At 68.0% G+C, this 15,466-nt stretch carries 14 protein-coding genes; 8 read left to right on the plus strand and 6 right to left on the minus strand.

Translation table 11 applies throughout. From position 1 onward, the window contains the following. Position 1: 1 nt before the first annotated feature. The 8 genes from sucD to NF681_18675 all read left to right on the plus strand — a co-directional run bounded on the left by sucD (position 2) and on the right by NF681_18675 (position 7,542). On the plus strand, positions 2–895 hold the full coding sequence (gene sucD, locus NF681_18640; GenBank protein UST54251.1) for a succinate--CoA ligase subunit alpha: 894 nt from the start codon (positions 2–4) through the stop codon (positions 893–895). A gap of 147 nt (positions 896–1,042) precedes the next feature. Continuing rightward, on the plus strand, positions 1,043–1,729 hold the full coding sequence (locus NF681_18645; GenBank protein ID UST54252.1) for a TerC family protein: 687 nt from the start codon (positions 1,043–1,045) through the stop codon (positions 1,727–1,729). Between the two features lie 44 nt (positions 1,730–1,773). Continuing rightward, positions 1,774–2,568 carry a Stp1/IreP family PP2C-type Ser/Thr phosphatase gene (locus NF681_18650; protein ID UST54253.1) on the plus strand — a complete coding sequence of 265 codons (795 nt, stop codon included), beginning with the start codon at positions 1,774–1,776 and terminating at the stop codon, positions 2,566–2,568. Between the two features lie 97 nt (positions 2,569–2,665). After that, entirely contained in the window at positions 2,666–3,331 is a 666-nt protein-coding gene (locus NF681_18655) for an FHA domain-containing protein (GenBank protein ID UST54254.1), read from the plus strand. A gap of 151 nt (positions 3,332–3,482) precedes the next feature. After that, the gene (locus NF681_18660) at positions 3,483–4,289 is read left to right on the plus strand and encodes a 3',5'-cyclic-nucleotide phosphodiesterase (GenBank protein UST54255.1); all 807 of its coding nucleotides are present in this window, start codon (positions 3,483–3,485) and stop codon (positions 4,287–4,289) included. Between the two features lie 208 nt (positions 4,290–4,497). Then, positions 4,498–5,007 carry a pilin gene (locus NF681_18665; protein ID UST54256.1) on the plus strand — a complete coding sequence of 170 codons (510 nt, stop codon included), beginning with the start codon at positions 4,498–4,500 and terminating at the stop codon, positions 5,005–5,007. Positions 5,008–5,062: 55 nt separating this feature from the next. After that, complete coding sequence (locus tag NF681_18670) at positions 5,063–6,322, plus strand: glycosyltransferase (protein UST54257.1); 1,260 nt, start codon at positions 5,063–5,065, stop codon at positions 6,320–6,322. Beyond that, positions 6,319–7,542 carry a glycosyltransferase family 4 protein gene (locus NF681_18675; protein UST54258.1) on the plus strand — a complete coding sequence of 408 codons (1,224 nt, stop codon included), beginning with the start codon at positions 6,319–6,321 and terminating at the stop codon, positions 7,540–7,542. The genes NF681_18670 and NF681_18675 overlap by 4 nt, the downstream gene beginning before the upstream one ends. A gap of 21 nt (positions 7,543–7,563) precedes the next feature. On the opposite strand, the gene NF681_18680 is transcribed toward NF681_18675, so the two are convergent. Genes NF681_18680 through pilV form a run of 6 tightly spaced genes read right to left on the minus strand, consistent with a single transcriptional unit; the run spans position 7,564 to position 15,356 of the window. Further along, positions 7,564–8,157, minus strand: a complete 594-nt coding sequence (locus NF681_18680) for a GspH/FimT family pseudopilin (protein ID UST54259.1) — start codon at positions 8,155–8,157, stop codon at positions 7,564–7,566. Next, positions 8,154–8,645 (minus strand): type IV pilin protein, encoded by a 492-nt coding sequence (locus NF681_18685; protein UST54260.1) that lies wholly within the window; start codon positions 8,643–8,645, stop codon positions 8,154–8,156. The genes NF681_18680 and NF681_18685 overlap by 4 nt, the downstream gene beginning before the upstream one ends. Continuing rightward, a complete protein-coding gene (locus NF681_18690) occupies positions 8,642–13,000 on the minus strand; it encodes a PilC/PilY family type IV pilus protein (GenBank protein UST54261.1) in 4,359 nt (1,452 codons plus the stop codon). The genes NF681_18685 and NF681_18690 overlap by 4 nt, the downstream gene beginning before the upstream one ends. Positions 13,001–13,058: 58 nt before the next feature. Next, positions 13,059–13,694 carry a pilus assembly protein gene (locus NF681_18695; GenBank protein ID UST54262.1) on the minus strand — a complete coding sequence of 212 codons (636 nt, stop codon included), beginning with the start codon at positions 13,692–13,694 and terminating at the stop codon, positions 13,059–13,061. Beyond that, on the minus strand, positions 13,678–14,721 hold the full coding sequence (locus NF681_18700; protein ID UST54263.1) for a PilW family protein: 1,044 nt from the start codon (positions 14,719–14,721) through the stop codon (positions 13,678–13,680). The genes NF681_18695 and NF681_18700 overlap by 17 nt, the downstream gene beginning before the upstream one ends. Then, positions 14,718–15,356 carry a type IV pilus modification protein PilV gene (gene pilV / locus NF681_18705; protein ID UST54264.1) on the minus strand — a complete coding sequence of 213 codons (639 nt, stop codon included), beginning with the start codon at positions 15,354–15,356 and terminating at the stop codon, positions 14,718–14,720. The genes NF681_18700 and pilV overlap by 4 nt, the downstream gene beginning before the upstream one ends. Between the last annotated feature and the right edge of the window lie 110 nt (positions 15,357–15,466).

Consider the following 15,466-nt stretch of genomic DNA (forward strand, 5'->3'; position numbering starts at 1 on the left):
CATGTCGATCTACATCAACAAAGACACCAAAGTCATCACCCAAGGCATCACCGGCAAGACTGGCCAGTTCCACACGGAAAAGTGCCAGGAATACGCGAACGGCAAGAACTGCTTCGTCGCCGGCGTGAACCCGAAGAAGGCCGGCGAGTCGATCTTCGGCATCCCGATCTTCGGCTCGGTCAAGGAAGCGGCCAAGGACACCGGCGCGACCGTCTCGGTGATCTACGTGCCGCCGGCCGGCGCCGCCGCCGCGATCTGGGAAGCCGTCGAGGCCGACCTCGACCTGGCGATCTGCATCACCGAAGGCATCCCCGTGCGCGACATGCTCGAAGTGCGCAACAAGATGAAGGCCAAGGAAGCCGCCGGCGGCAAGAAGACCCTGCTGCTGGGTCCCAACTGCCCCGGCCTGATCACGCCCGACGAGATCAAGATCGGCATCATGCCCGGCCACATCCACCGCAAGGGACGCATCGGCGTGGTCTCGCGCTCGGGCACGCTGACCTATGAAGCGGTCGCGCAGCTCACCGAGATCGGCCTGGGCCAGTCGAGCGCCGTGGGCATCGGCGGCGACCCGATCAACGGCCTCAAGCACATCGACGTGATGAAGGCCTTCAACGACGATCCCGAGACCGACGCCGTCATCATGATCGGCGAGATCGGCGGCCCCGACGAAGCCGACGCGGCGCGCTGGTGCAAGGAACACATGAAGAAGCCGGTCGTGGGCTTCATCGCCGGCGTCACGGCGCCTCCGGGCAAGCGCATGGGCCACGCCGGCGCGCTGATCTCGGGCGGTGCCGACACGGCCGACGCCAAGCTCTCCATCATGGAAGAGTGCGGCTTCACCGTGACGCGCAACTTCTCCGAACTGGCCAAGCTGCTCAAGGCGCGCATCTAAGGCGCCTCGAGCGCAGGTCGCACCCAGGATTCGCGCACGTCAGAGTCAGACACGCCGACCGCGCGTCCTTCCAAACAGCCCAAAAACGAAAAGCGCTCGCAACCTCCATTGCGAGCGCTTTTTCAATACATAACAACGGGACACCCCATGGAATTCGTCAACAACTCCACCTTCTGGATCGGTCTGCTCGAGATCGTCTGGATCAACATCATCCTGTCGGGCGACAACGCGGTCGTGATCGCGCTGGCGGCCCGCTCGCTGCCGCCCGAACAGCAGCGCAAGGCCGTCCTGATCGGCTCGGGCGCGGCCGTCGTGCTGCGCATCGTGCTGACGATCGTCGCGGCCAAGCTGCTCGCGCTGCCCTACCTCCAGATCATCGGCGGCCTGCTGCTGCTGTGGATCGGCTTGCAACTGCTGGGCGAGGAAGAGGAAGGCGAGGGCCACGGCAAGCACCACGGCACCATGTTCTCGGCCGTGCGCACGATCCTGATCGCCGACCTGGTCATGAGCCTGGACAACGTGATCGCCGTCGCCGCCGCCGCCCACGGCAACTCCCTGCTGCTCATCCTCGGCCTCGCGATCAGCATCCCGCTGGTGATCTTCGGCAGCACCATCATGATCAAGATGATGGAGCGCTTCCCGATCATCGTGGTCCTCGGCGCGACGCTCATCGGCTGGGTCGCCGGCGAGACCATCATGAACGACGTGGCACTGCACGGCGTGCTGGAATCGCGGCCCTGGCTGCATTACGTCGGCCCCGCCGCCGGCGCGGCGTTCGTGCTGCTGGTGGGCAACTGGCTCAGGCACCGCACGCGCCGCAGCACCGCCGGCTAGTCCGGCGCACCGGCCGGCACGGCGTGCCGTTATAAACACGTCCCATGACGCACTTCGCACCTTCGAACGATGATGCAGCCGGCAAGGTGCCGTCATGGACCTTCGCGACGCTCACCGACCGGGGCCGCGTGCGCGCCAACAACGAGGACGCCGTCTTCGCCGATCCACGCCATCGCCTGGCGATCCTGGCCGACGGCATGGGCGGCTACAACGGCGGCGAAGTCGCCAGCGGGATGGCCATCGCCCTGCTGTCGGCCAGCTTCGGCCGATGGCTCGCCCACACCGACCTGTGCGACCAGACGCGCGCCGTCCGCCGGGCGCTGCAGGTCGGCACCGACGAGGCCAACCGCGCCATCCTCGAAGCCGGCGCCATCGACACGCAGCTCATGGGCATGGGCACCACGCTCGTGCTGGCGTTCTGCGGCACGCGGCGCATCGTCGTGGGCCACATCGGCGATTCGCGCTGCTACCGCCTGCGCAACCGTCGCCTGGAGCAGCTTACCCGCGACCATTCGCTGCTGCAGGACCAGCTCGACGCCGGCCTCATCACGCCCGCCGAGGCGGCGACGTCGCCGCACCGCAACCTGGTCACGCGCGCCCTGGGCATCGAGGCCCGCGTCACGCTGGAGACCAACGACTACGCCGTGGAACCCGGCGACCTCTACCTGCTGTGTTCGGACGGACTCAGCGAGATGGTGTCGGATGCGGATATCTGCACAGTTTTGTTACAAAAGAACGGACTTTCGGAGAAAGCAATACTTTTGGTTGCAATGGCGAATGACAATGGCGGCCGTGACAACATTTCAGTGATATTGGCCAAGGCCGAAGCGGCATCCTGATGCCGGCAAACGCACTGGAGCGCGGGCGAGGATTCCGGGAAAAGCAACGTTCCCGAGGAGCCCGTCGAATTCAACCTCGCAGATTCAGGAGTCGGCCATGCCGAAAATGATCGTTTCGATCGACGGTGTCGTCATCAAGGAAGTCGTGCTGGTCAAGGACCGCACGACGCTCGGGCGGCGGCCCTACAACGACATCGTGATCGACAACCTCGCCATCAGCGGCGAGCACGCCGTGCTGCACATGATCGACGGCGCCGTCTACCTGGAAGACCTGAACAGCACCAACGGCACCTACGTCAACGCCCGCGCCGTGCGGCGCCACATGCTCGAGCACAACGACGTGGTGGAGGTCGGCAAGTACAAGATCCGCTTCCTGGCCGGTCACCAGCCCTACGCCGCCTCGCGGCCCATGTCGATGCCGATGCCGCTCCAGGCGGCAACGCCGGCGCAGCCCCCGGCGGCGGCGCCGGCGGGCTACGCGGTCTCGGCCCCGATGGGCGGCGGCGTCGCGCCCGCGGCCATCCGCGTCCTCTCGGGCGCGGGCGCCGGCCGCGAACTCACCCTGGCCAAGGTCGTCACCACCATCGGCCGTCCCGGCGTGGCCGTGGCCGCGGTCACGCGGCGCCTGCACGGCTACGTCGTCGCGCCCATCGACGGCGGCACGCTCCTCAACGGCGAACAGCTCGGCCAGGAGGCCGTCGCGCTGCAGGATGGCGACGTCCTGGAACTGGGCGGAACGAAGATGCAGTTCATCCGCGTCTGAAACGCGCCGTCGCATAGTGCCAAAAAAGCCCTTGGATCGATCCGCGTCCAGCGTTTAGCCTCGACGCTGGTGCAACCCGCGATCCGGACGGGACACGATGTCGTCATCCGATCCGCCCGAGTCCATGCCAATCCAAGGATCCCCCCCGTCAATGCAGGTGCGTGTCCTGGGATGCTCCGGCGCCATCGCCAGGGACTGCCGCACCACCGCCTTCCTGATCGACGACGACCTGCTGGTGGACGCCGGCACCGGCGTCGGCGACCTCACCCTCGACGAGATGGCCGGCATCGACGACGTGGTGCTCACGCATTCCCACCTCGATCACATCGCCGCGCTGCCCCTGATGATCGACGCGGTGGCCAGCCGCCGCCGCCAGCCGTTGCGCGTGCACGCGCTCGCGCCCACCAACGACGCCTTGCGCGCGCACGTCTTCAACGACGTCGTCTGGCCGGACTTCGCGCGCATTCCGAGCCCGGAGCGGCCGTTCGTGAGCTTCCACGACATCGAGGTCGGCGCCACCCTGACGCTGGGCAGCCGGCGGCCCAAGGTGATCGAGGTGCTGCCCGCCGTCCACACGGTGCCGGCCTGCGGGTTCGCCGTGCGCACCGCCGCCGGCGGTCCGCACTGGGCGTTCAGCGGCGACACCGAGCGCAATCCCGCGTTCTGGGACTGCCTGAACGCGCTCGACGTCGCCATGCTGGTCATCGAGACGGCGTTCAGCGACCGCGACCAAGCGCTCGCGCAACGCAGCCTGCACCTGTCGCCCACTTCACTGGCCCGCGAGATCGCCTGCATCGCGCCGGACCGCCACTACCCGATCTACATCACGCACACCAAGCCGGCCGAAACCGGCGAGATCATGAGCGAGATCGCGTCCCTGGTTTCGGGCCGGACGATCGATCCGCTGCGGGCGCGGGACATCCGCTGGCTGCGAGCGGCCGAGATACTGACGTTTTGACTGACACTTTCGACCTGTTGACAAATTTGTCATAAGTCTTTTGTTTACGACGCGTCAATTTTGTCAGGCAATGTAAGACGATGTGATCTATCGATTTACACGCCTTCCCACGGCGGGCACGGTTCGGCGGTTGGCACGCCAGATGCAAGAAGAGAAGGCGCCGGGCTCGATTCCCGGGGTTTTCCAACCGCAATCTCTGGAGTTTTCAATGAACCGTCGTTCCATCGCACGCAATGTGCAAAAGGGTTTCACCCTGATCGAATTGATGATCGTCGTGGCGATCATCGGTATTCTGGCGGCCGTGGCGCTGCCGGCTTATCAGGATTACACGGTGCGTGCAAAGGTCACAGAAGGTTTAACTCTGGCGGCTTCGGCTAAAACCGCAGTTGCTGAAAATGCTGCAAATGGCTCACCTTTTAAGTCGGGATGGGTAGCTCCTGGCGCCACCAAAAATGTGGCGAGCGTTGGCATTGACGATACAACCGGTAAAATCACCATTACTTATGATTCCACTATTGATAGTGGTGCCACGCTTGTTCTGGTTCCTGTGGATGGGACAACTGCGGCTGGTACCGCACTTGCGGCCGGTACTGTACCTACCACTGGATCCATTACTTGGATCTGCGCCTCAACTGGCACCACAACTGCAAATGCAGTTGCGAAAGCTGCAAAGGGAAGTATCAAGGACAAATATGTTCCAGCATCTTGCCGCACTTAATTTTTGAGATAATAAAAAGCCGCCTTTTTGGCGGTTTTTTTTTAACTACTTTTTCATGAAAATTCTCCACGTCATCCCCAGCATGGACCCCGCCCAGGGCGGCGTCGCCCAGGCCGTTCGCAACATGGTCCCGGCGCTGGCGCAGATCGACGTGCACAACGAGGTCCTGAGCTTCGACGCGGCCGATGCGGGCTTCCTCGGCCGTGACGGATTTCCCGTCCACGCCATCGGTCCGGCCAAGGGCGGCTACGGGTACTGCGCGGCGCTCGGGCCCTGGCTCGCCGCCAACCTGCAGCGCTTCGACGTGGTGATCGCGCACGGCCTGTGGCAGCACCATTGCGCCGGCACCTGGCGCGCCGTCGTGAAGCATCGACGCGCCCACGCCGCGTCGGCCGGATCGCCGCGCTTCTACGTCATGCCGCACGGCATGCTTGATCCCTACTTCCAGAAGGCGCCCGGCCGCCGCCTGAAGGCATTGCGCAACACGGTGTTCTGGAAGTTCATCGAGGCGAAGCCGGTGAACGGCGCCGACGGCGTGCTGTTCACGTGCGCCGAGGAACTGACGCTGGCGCGCGAGCCCTTCACGCCCTACCGGCCACGGCGCGAACTCGAGGTCGGCCTGGGCATCGAGGCGCCGCCGCCGCGCCGCCCCGCCATGGCGCCCGCCTTCGCCGAGCGCTGTCCGCAGGTCGCGGGCCGCCCCTACCTGCTGTTCCTGAGCCGGCTGCACGAGAAGAAGGGCACCGACCTGCTGATCCGCGCCTACGTCGAACTGCAGGCGCGGTGGCACCGCGACGGCAAGGGCCCCGCACTGCCCGCGCTGGTCGTGGCCGGGCCCGGCCTGGACACCGAGTACGGCCGTTCGCTGCAGCAACTGGCCGCGCCGCAGCCGGGCGGCCCAGGCCCGGCCCCCGACGTCCATTTCCCCGGCATGCTCAGTGGCGATGCCAAGTGGGGCGCGCTGTACGGGTGCGAGGCCTTCGTGCTGCCGAGCCACCAGGAGAACTTCGGCATCGCGGTGGTCGAGGCGATGGCCTGCGGCCGGCCGGTGCTGATCAGCCGGCAGGTCAACATCTGGCGCGAATGCGAACCCGGCGGCATCGTCGCCGACGACACGCAGGCGGGCACGCTGGAATTGCTCACGCGATGGCTGGCATTGACCCCACAACAGCAGGCGATGCTCGGTGATGAGGCCCACGCGGCATATCAGCGACACTTCGAGGTTGACCAAGCCGCCAGACGCCTGAAGGAAGCACTCCAACCCGGAACATCCCCCGTTTCAGTGAGGCTGCCGACAGCATCGACAGTCCCATGAAACTCGTATTCTTCACGCACCCCCCCTTCCTGGCGATCTCCAGCATGACGCGCTATGCGTCGTGGCTCGTCGACGACATGCGGCGGCGTGGCCACGAGGTGCGGATCTGGACGCCCGACGCCGTCTTCCACCGGCTGCCGGTGCCCGAGCGCCTGAAGAAATGGATGGGCTACCTCGACCAGTTCCTGGTGTTCCCGGCGCAGGTGAAATGGCGTTTGCTGCGCCAGCCGCGCGACACGCTGTACGTCTTCGCCGACCACGCGCTCGGCCCCTGGGTGCCACTGGTCGCGAAGCGGCCCCACGTCGTGCACTGCCACGACTTCCTGGCCCAGGACTCGGCCCTCGGACGCATCCCCCACAACCCCGTGAGCCAGACCGGCCGGCTCTACCAGCGCTACATCCGCAACGGCTTCCGCCAGGCGCACGCCTTCATCGCCATCTCGCGGAAGACGCGGGACGACCTGATGGACGTGGTCGATCCGACGAGCCGCTGCGACGTGGTCTACAACGGCGTCAATCCGCGCTTCCGGCCCGCCGCCGACGTGCCGGCGCAGCGCGAGGCACTGGGGCGGGCGCTGGGCATCGACCTGTCGCGCGGCTTCGTGATGCACGTGGGCGTGAACACCTGGTACAAGAACCGCCAGGGCGTGCTGGCCGCCTACGGGGCCTGGCGCGGCGCCCTGGAAGCCCGGGCCGCCGGCGACGCGGCGCCCACGACCGACGCCATCCCGCTGCTGATGATCGGCCCGCCGGCCACCGACTCGCTGGAGGCCCTGCGCCTGCGGCTTCCGGGCACCGCCGACGTCCACTTCCTCTCCAGCGTGTCGGACGATCAACTGGCCGCGCTCTACGGCGCGGCCACGGTGTTCCTGTTCCCGTCCATCGCCGAGGGCTTCGGCTGGCCGATCGTCGAGGCGATGGCCTCGGGCTGCCCGGTCATCACCACTGGCGAGGCGCCGATGACCGAGGTCGCCGGCAGCGCAGCGGTGCTGATCCCGGTCTCCACGCTGCAGGACACCGACGCGCCCGCGCCGTGGACCACGCCGTGGGCGACCCGTGCCGGCGCGGCGCTGGCGCAGGTGGCGGGCCTGTCGGCGCCGGAGCGCCAGGCGATGGTCGCGCGCGGCCTCGCGCAGGCGAAGCATTTCGACTCGGCCAAGGCGCTCGACCGGATCGAGGCCATCTACGCGTCGCTGCTGAAGAAGGTCTCGGCGCGCTAGGCGCCGGCCGCCGCCTCCGGCTCAATCGGTGGCGGTGAGGGTGCAGGTGGTGTCGGTCGAGGGCTTGCAGACACGGGCGCGGCCCGTGCGGGCGACGATGACGCGCCGCGTCTCCTCGCCGACGCTGGCGCCCGACAGGTCGCTGCGGGCGATGCTCAGCGTGAGCGGGCCGAAGCCGCCGGCCTTCGTCTTGCTGTAGCCCGAGGCGTCGAACATCATGTAGGGCACCGCTTCGGCGGCCGTTCCGCTGGCGCTGACGGCGAAGTAGCCCGCCAGCGCGGGCTGCTGCTGCACGACGATGTCGCTCGCGTCCAGGGTGCCGTTGCGCGCCGTGCCGGTGTCGACGAAGACGGTCCAGCCGTTGCGCCAGCTGGCCGCGTCGGTGGGCACCACCACCGCGTTCAGCCCGCGCTTCATGGCCTCGCCGCGCGCCGCGTTGATGCCCGCCACCAGCGCGTTGGCCGCCGCCGTGAGTTCGGAATTGCGCTGCATCGTGACGAAGCTGGGCGCCGCCACCATCAGCAGGATCGCCGCGATGGCGATGGTCACCATCAGTTCGATGAGGGTGAAGCCATCGGCCCGTGAGGACCGGCCAGGGCGGCGATGGCGGGTCATGGCCAGCAGAGCTTTTTGTTGGTGATGGTGCCAGTGCAATCCTTGACGCCGGTGCTGGTGAGGGTCAGTGCGTTGACCGCGGGGTCGGCCGTCACAGGCTGCGGTGTCGCCACGACCTGGATGCAATCGGTCAGAGGCTGTGCCGAGCCGCCGGACGTGGTGGCAGGGCACAACGTGGCAGACAACAGGTATTTGGCATCGGCCCTGGAATCACCTGAAAAGACCTTGAAGGTCGTGCCGGCCGTCGCGTCGCCGGGCGTGTCGAAACGCAGGTAGGCCCCGCGCTGCGTCATGAACCGCTCCTGCTGCTGCATCAGTTCGAGCAGTGCGGTGCGGGCCTCGGCGCGCCGGCCCTTGAGGACGGAATCGCGGTACGACGGGTAGGCGATGGTCGCGAGGATGCCGACGATCGCCACCACGATCATCAGTTCGATCAGGGTGAAGCCGCGTTGCCGCGCGACGCGTCCGGCGGGGCGGTGGGGGGTCATGGCGTGCTGCCTTTCAGGTCCTGGTAGTTGTTGATCTGGCGCCAGCTCAGGCGCCCGGCGTAGAACTGCTGCTTGATCGCGGTGGTCTGGCCGGTGCCCTTGTCGCCCACGGAGATGACCGGGTTGGTGATGCTGCGCAGGCGCCGGCCCGTGCCGGTGCTGATCTGGTCAACGGCGGGCAGGCTCAGCACGATGGACGGCCCGAGGATGCCGACCTTGGAGATGAACGTGTTGGCGTCCCCGGTGTCGACGTTGAAGAAATAGCTGGTGCCGGTGCCCCCGCCCACGCCGCAGACGGCGGCGGTGCCCGCGCTGCCGGGCACGAGGCTGGGCACGATCAGGGTGTCGCCCCGGAGCTGCGCGCCGCTGACCTGGCGCTCGCCGCCGGTCGGGTAGTTGAAATACCAGCCCGAGCGCTGCGTCGTGTCGCCGTCGCTGGTCGCGCGGCCGGGCACGAAGGGCGGGGCCTGGACGGTGTTCTCGCCCGCCGTGGTGGTGATCTGGTCGTTGTAGGCCCCGGCGGCGGTGAAGACGCCCTGCGCCAGGCGCGCGCGGCCGCTGACGGCCGCGGTGCCGCCGGGGGTGTCGAGCGTGGCGGTCGTGTTGTCGTAGATGGCGTAGAAGCTCTGCTGCTGCACCGAGACGCGGTCGTCGGACTCCAGGAACTTGCCGGTGCCGAACGCCACGTAGGCCGACGCGCTGCCGCGCAGGGCGGCCACGATGGAAGGCGACATGGTGATGGGCTGGACGTTGTTCGACGCGTCGCGGGCGATGAACAGCGGCAACGGCGTGGTGCCCGAGACGAAGGCCGACAGCTTGCCGATCGTCCAGTCGGCCGTGCCCCAGGGCCGGAAGTCGAGCTTCCACAGGTTGCCGTGCAGGTCGCCGGCGTAGAGCAGCGTGACCTGGCCCTGGGCGCCGTTGACGGCCTCGAAGTTGATGATGCCCGGTGCCGTCGTGGCCGCGAGCACCGTGTTCACCGGAAACTCGATCTTGTAGTAGTTGGCGTTCAGCGTCCAGGCCGTGGAGGCCGGCTTGGCCAGGTCGAGCAGGAACAGCGAGGGCCGGCCGGTGGCGCTGAACACGCCGCCCTGGCTGACGTAGTTGTTGACGCCGCTGGCCACCACGGCGAACCACTTGTAGGTGGCGGTGGTGGCGTTCGCCGCGCTCGTGCGCAGCTTCAGGACCTGCGGGCGGCCGACGACGAAGCCCATGTCGCGGTCGTCGTTCTGCGTAAACTCCCACAGCACCTTGGAGGCGTCGAAGGTGCCGGGCTGCGTCACGTCGAGGGCGAACACGCCGCGCCCGCCCGCCCCGGTGCCCGAGACCAGCACCGTGCGCCAGTCGGCCTTGGTGTTGGCGGTGCCGACCTCGGCCTGCGCCACCACCGGCGTGCCGTCCACGTAGCTCTGGTGCGCGCTCAAGTAGGTTGGACTCGTCAGCGCCGCCAGCTTCGGTCCCATCCAGCTCGGGATGTAGGCGAAGACTTCGCCGCCGGTGGTGGCGTCGAAGGCGTGCAGCATGCCGTCGTTGGCGCCGGCGAAGACGACCGGCGTGCGGGCGAGGTTGTCGCTGCGGAAGCCGGCGTAGGTGGTCGAGGTGAGGGTGGGCGGGGGCGGACCCGAATACACGGCGCCCGAATTGAGCACGTCGCCCAGGAACTTGTTGTTGCGCGCCCGGAAGACGGTGCCTTCCCGGACGGCCGAGCCGCGCAGGTAGTTCAGGCGGTCGTTCGCCAGGGCGTCGGTGGTGATCGGGGTGGGGCGGCCGAGCTGGGCCTTGAGGTCGGCGGAGATGGCGTCCCAGGTGAACGGCGTGGCCGTCGACGTGGCGGTGGCGCCCACGCTCCCCACGACGATGTTGCGCGGGACGTTCGACGCGATGCGCGCCGCCAGCTGCGTGGTGGCGCTCCAGACCGGGGCCGTCGAATTGACGCTGGCGTTGCCGGTGGCGTCCACCACGATCGGCAGGGCCTTGACGTCGCCGCTCCAGTCGGAGGTGTCGAACGAGCCCTGGTAGACGAAATTGCCCTGCGTCGTGGAACTGCCCGCGAGCGCGGTGCCGGCGATGTTGCTCGCGCGCGTGACGGCGTTGCTGAAGATGCTCTCGAACGCCGCGAGCACCCCGCGTGCGTCGCTCTGCAGGAAATAGCTGCCGGCCTCGCCGGGCGTGTTGGTGTTCTGCCAGACGTTGTTGTCGGGCGTGCCGTCGGTGCGGCGGAACGGATTGCCGTAGGTGTTGAAGGACTGGGAGGTGTTGGAGATCGACTCGAAGCCGCCGTACTTGGCGGCGGTGAAGAACTGGTTGTTGTAGCGCCGCTGGTTGGCGTCGTTGCCGGCCCCGTACTCGTTAACGTCGAACACGAAGGTCTTCACGCGCAGGCCGGGACGCTGCAACGCCTCTCCCCCCGTCCACGCCTTGCCGCGGATGTCCTGGGTGTGGGCCCAGTAGGCGTAGCCGACGATGGCGTCGCCGCGCGGCGAGGTGTCGATGTAGCCGCTGGGATTGCTCGTCGTGCGCGCCACGCCCTGGCCGTCGGTGTAGCCGCGCGCACCGCCGTTCTCGAAGCTCTGGACCACGCTGGTCCAGGCGGCGCGGTCGGGGATGTTGGCCGCCGGGTTGGCGGCCGGGAAGGCGTTGATGTTGTCGTGCGTGTTGATGTCGCCCACCACCACCACGTTGCTCTTGAGGCAGGAATAGTCGCTCTCCCTGGAGCGTCCCGCGTAGGGGTCAAGGGTGGCCCAGTTGGTGAAGACGGGAAAGCCGTCGTACATCGTCTCGGTGATGTTGTTCACGGCCGCGGCGCTGGGCGGCAGGCCCTGCATGTAGCGCAGCGTCTCGTAGTAGAGCTCGCTGACCGGGTCGTAGATCTTGTAGAGGCCCTTGGTGCCGGTGCGGCCGAACTTGTTGAGGTAGTTGATGACGCCGCTGATGCCGCGCTGATTGGCATCCGGGTTGGGATTGAAGACGCCGGTGTCGGCGTTCCATTCGGCGTTGGGGTTGCCGGTGACGGGGGTGTTGTCCTGGCCGAAGACGTCGAAGGTCTTGTTGCCGACGTACTTCATGGGCGCGCGCAGCACGCCGCCGTAGCGGCCGCCGTCGGGGCTGCGGGTCTGGTCGAGCAGGTAGCCGAAGGCGGCCAGGCGCAACTGGTCGCTGTACTTCTGGATCACGCCGGTGGGCTTGAAGTTGCCGCTCGCGTAGCGGGTGCAGAACGTGCTGCCGTTGAGATAGACACGGGTGTCGGCGAGGTCGGTGCCGGTCTTGTTGCAGACCTGGACGCGGGCGTAGAAGAAGCCGTCGGGGTTGAGCTGGGTGGTGGACGCCGGCGGTTGCCAAGTGCCGCTGTAGGGTCGGATGTAGCAATTCTTGACGATTCCTGGAATCGGATCGCCGAGAACGGCGTTCGTGCAGGCCGTGCCATTGCTCGCCGGCGCGACCCTCCAGAACGTGCCGGCGCCATACCAGACCTCGCGCACACCGCCAAAACTGCAGGTTCCGCCTTCACCGGCACACAGTGTTGCGTCCGCGGGCAGTACGGTCAGCAGCCGGGTGCCGATGGGACCCAACGCCGGTGCCGCAGAGGTCAGCGTGTAGGCACCGGTGTTGCCGCAGCCGCCGGTCCTGGACGTGCCGAAATAGATCCGGTCGAGCGTGTTGGCCACCCAGATGTCGCTGGTGCCGGCCGCCGTGGCCATCGCGTTGGGCACGGCACCCCAGTAGGTGCCCGCGCCGCCGCCGTTGCGCGTGAGCTGCTTGGCGGGGAAGTTGCTGCTGTTCCACATGCACGTCGGGTCGCCGTTGGGGATCACGGCGCGCTGCAGGACGGTGAGCTGGGGGGTGTCGATGTAGCGGTCGCCGCCCGACAGGGCCAGGCGCAGCATGTCGATGGCGGAGCTGCTCGCCCAGTTCAGGAAGTTGCCGCTGAAGGCGTTGCTGCACGACCGCACGGTCGTCGACGTGGTGGCGCCGACGCGGTCGAAGCGCCGGTAGTCCGACGCGGTCAGTCCGGCCGCCGGCGCCTCCGTCGGGTTCTGGTTGTAGGTGTAGCAGCTGTTGGCGTCGTAGTAGCCGAGGTACTCGTTGGTGTTGCTGTAGGTGCTGTCGGTGTCGCCGCCGGGCGTGTACTGCGCGCCCACGGTCGGGTACTCGACCGACAGCGACAGCGCCATCGCCGGCTTGTCCCCGGTGGTGGTGGCGTAGAGCGGATCGCTCGCCAGGGCGACCGCCCTGAACGCCGGCGCCGCGCTCTGGCCGATGGCGCCGAAGGAGGCCAGCAGGACGAGCGCGGTGACGGGAAGCGCCACCCAGGCCCAGGCGCGGCGGGGAAGTCGGCGGAGGAGGTTCGTCGTCATGGCGGTCGGGGAAGGGGCGAGGGCTCGGTGCGGTGGCGTGGCTGCGCGCGTGCCGCGCTCAGTCACGGTAGAGGATCTGGTTGATGGCCTGGATGTCCGCGCGCGGACCGAAGCCCATGGCGGTGACGCGGTAGATGAACGTCGGCGCCTTGTTGGCGCCGGCCTTGCCGCCGACCCCGAGTTCGCGGTCCAGCGGATCGGGGATGGGCTCGATGATGTAGCGCGGCGCCTTGGCGGGCTGCACGCCCGCCGCCTGGCCCCCGGCGGCCGACGCGAAGCTCCGGCCCGTGAACGTGCCGAAGGCCGTGGTGGGCGCGTTCGCCGTGTCGAGCGTGAAGTCGACGCTCAGCCAGGCCGGCTTGCCGGTGGTCGCCAGCTGGCACAGGCCCCGGTTCTTATCGGTGACGCTGGTGCCGCAGCCGGACAGGAAGGCGTTGGTGTCGTGCTGGTCGCCGAACACCGCGCGCCGGTTGACCGCGGCGTTGTTGGGGCCGTGGATGTCGAACTCGGCGTCCATCAGCGCCGCCTCGGACGACTGCCACGCGACCTGCATGTCGCGGTCGTTGCGCGAGCCGCGCTCGGCCATCAGGGCGATCTGCGCGCCGCCCACGCCCAGCACCGACACCACCACCAGGATCAGCAGGACGACGATCAGCGAGACGCCGCGCTCGGAGGGGTCAGAGGGTCTGGTCATTGCGCAGGTGAAACGTGAACGTGACGCTCTGGCGCAGCCGGCCGTCGGGCGTCGGCGTGAAGTTGGTGCCGGTGTCGCGGTTTTCCGGGGGGGCGAGGGCGGCGCTCACGTTGCCCGAGGCATCCTTCACCCCGCCGAACGGAAAGAAGGTCTGCGTGTTGCGGTCCTGCGCCGCGCCGGGCGGCGTGCGCAGCACCATGCCGATGCGCACGCTGCGCACGCGCCGCCAGTTGGCGCGGGTGTCGTTGGCCGCGCCGGCCACGTCCATCTGGCCGGCGCGCAGGTAGCGGTCCGGCACGTCCGGCGCGCTGGCGGCGACGGCCGGCGGCAGGACCGCGTTGGCGACGACGCCGTCGGCGCCGTAGAGCACCTGGAAGTTCTCCACGCCCTGCACCAGCGGCACCGTGGTCCAGGTGCCCGCCGCGCCCGTGGGCGAGTAGGTGCACATCAGCGTCGGCTCGCCGTTGTTCAGGGCGACGTGGAAGATGCTGACGATGCGGCTGTCGGTCGCCGCGTCGGCGGTGCGGGGATCGGCCACGGTGGCGACGTTGTTGCCCGCGCAGTCGATCATCGACTTGTCCGACACCGTCGCCAGCAGCGGGTCCTCGGTGTTGGGGTAGAGCTGCGAGGCCTGGTAGCGCAGGATCAGGATGTCGCTGCCGTAGCCGGCCACGCCGGCGGTGCGGGTGGTCGCCGCGGTCGTGGGCGTCGCCGCGTTGAGCAGCGAATTGTCGAATCCCGCGATGCTCGGCTCGCGCGTGGCGTCGGTGGAGACGAAGCCGGCGGCGATGCCGAAGTCGCGGTAGCCGGCCTGCTCGCCGATGCGCTGGATCAGGTCGGCGGCGAAGCGGCCGTTGTCGCGCAACTGGGAGGCGGCGTCCACGGTGGTGAAGCCGCGCCGCGCCACGGTCAGCGCCGCGACCGAGGCCAGCACGATCACCAGGCCGATGACCATCGCCACCATCAGTTCGATCAGCGTCAGGCCCGAGGCGGACCGGCGCGCGCCGGGGCGCTGGCGGGGGGTCATTTCGTGCTGCCCGGCGTCACGGGAATGACCACCGACGGCACGTCGGCGTACTTGAGCGCTCCGGCCGCGTCGTCGACCGAGGTCGCCCGCCGGAACGAGGGGCGCGTCCAGCCGATCTTGATGACCACCCCGGCGGGGGGCGCGGTGGCGGCGGCGGCGGCCGGAGCGACACAAGGCCAGACCGGCAGGCCGGTCGGGCCGAAAGGCGTGCCGTCGGCGCAGATCGACACGCGCGCGCCGGGCAGTTGCTCGTTGACGCGGCCGAGCCACTCGGTCAGCTGGGCGCGGGCGACATCCTCCTTGGTCGGGCACGGCGCCGCGCCGACGTTCAGGCAATAGGACGTCGTGGGCGGTACCAATGCATTGACGGCGAATTCGCCGAGGTAAGGATTGTTGGCACTCCGAAGCGACACTTCCTTGTTGCCTCGCATCATCTCCGCCAGTTCCCGCGCCAGGAGAATGGCGGTCGACTGCAGCCGTGCGTCGCGGTTGGCCTGCAGCGACGCCGCCTGCAGGCCCACCATGCCGAGCAACCCGAAGGACAGCACCACGATCGCGACCAGCACCTCGATCAGAGTGAATCCCGAGTGCCGGGGCCGGGACCGGAGCCTCGACTGGCCGGATCGTGTGCTCATCGTCGAACGCGCCCAAATATTGCCAAACGTTAAGAGTGTGGATACTAACCTTCGACGTACCTCATCGCTGACCGCTTATCGCAACATGAATACCGTCAGGCTACAGACTT

This window comes from Comamonadaceae bacterium OTU4NAUVB1 (assembly GCA_024372625.1).
GTDB lineage: Bacteria > Pseudomonadota > Gammaproteobacteria > Burkholderiales > Burkholderiaceae_C > Variovorax.

Excerpts from the sequence above, each read along its gene's own strand:
- sucD (UST54251.1), top strand. The coding sequence starts at position 2 with ATGTCGATCTACATCAACAAAGACACCAAAGTCATCACCCAAGGCATC.
- NF681_18645 (UST54252.1), top strand. The coding sequence starts at position 1,043 with ATGGAATTCGTCAACAACTCCACCTTCTGGATCGGTCTGCTCGAGATC.
- NF681_18650 (UST54253.1), top strand. The coding sequence starts at position 1,774 with ATGACGCACTTCGCACCTTCGAACGATGATGCAGCCGGCAAGGTGCCG.
- NF681_18655 (UST54254.1), top strand. The coding sequence starts at position 2,666 with ATGCCGAAAATGATCGTTTCGATCGACGGTGTCGTCATCAAGGAAGTC.
- NF681_18660 (UST54255.1), top strand. The coding sequence starts at position 3,483 with ATGCAGGTGCGTGTCCTGGGATGCTCCGGCGCCATCGCCAGGGACTGC.
- NF681_18665 (UST54256.1), top strand. The coding sequence starts at position 4,498 with ATGAACCGTCGTTCCATCGCACGCAATGTGCAAAAGGGTTTCACCCTG.
- NF681_18670 (UST54257.1), top strand. The coding sequence starts at position 5,063 with ATGAAAATTCTCCACGTCATCCCCAGCATGGACCCCGCCCAGGGCGGC.
- NF681_18675 (UST54258.1), top strand. The coding sequence starts at position 6,319 with ATGAAACTCGTATTCTTCACGCACCCCCCCTTCCTGGCGATCTCCAGC.
- NF681_18680 (UST54259.1), bottom strand. The coding sequence starts at position 8,157 with ATGACCCGCCATCGCCGCCCTGGCCGGTCCTCACGGGCCGATGGCTTC.
- NF681_18685 (UST54260.1), bottom strand. The coding sequence starts at position 8,645 with ATGACCCCCCACCGCCCCGCCGGACGCGTCGCGCGGCAACGCGGCTTC.
- NF681_18690 (UST54261.1), bottom strand. The coding sequence starts at position 13,000 with ATGACGACGAACCTCCTCCGCCGACTTCCCCGCCGCGCCTGGGCCTGG.
- NF681_18695 (UST54262.1), bottom strand. The coding sequence starts at position 13,694 with ATGACCAGACCCTCTGACCCCTCCGAGCGCGGCGTCTCGCTGATCGTC.
- NF681_18700 (UST54263.1), bottom strand. The coding sequence starts at position 14,721 with ATGACCCCCCGCCAGCGCCCCGGCGCGCGCCGGTCCGCCTCGGGCCTG.
- pilV (UST54264.1), bottom strand. The coding sequence starts at position 15,356 with ATGAGCACACGATCCGGCCAGTCGAGGCTCCGGTCCCGGCCCCGGCAC.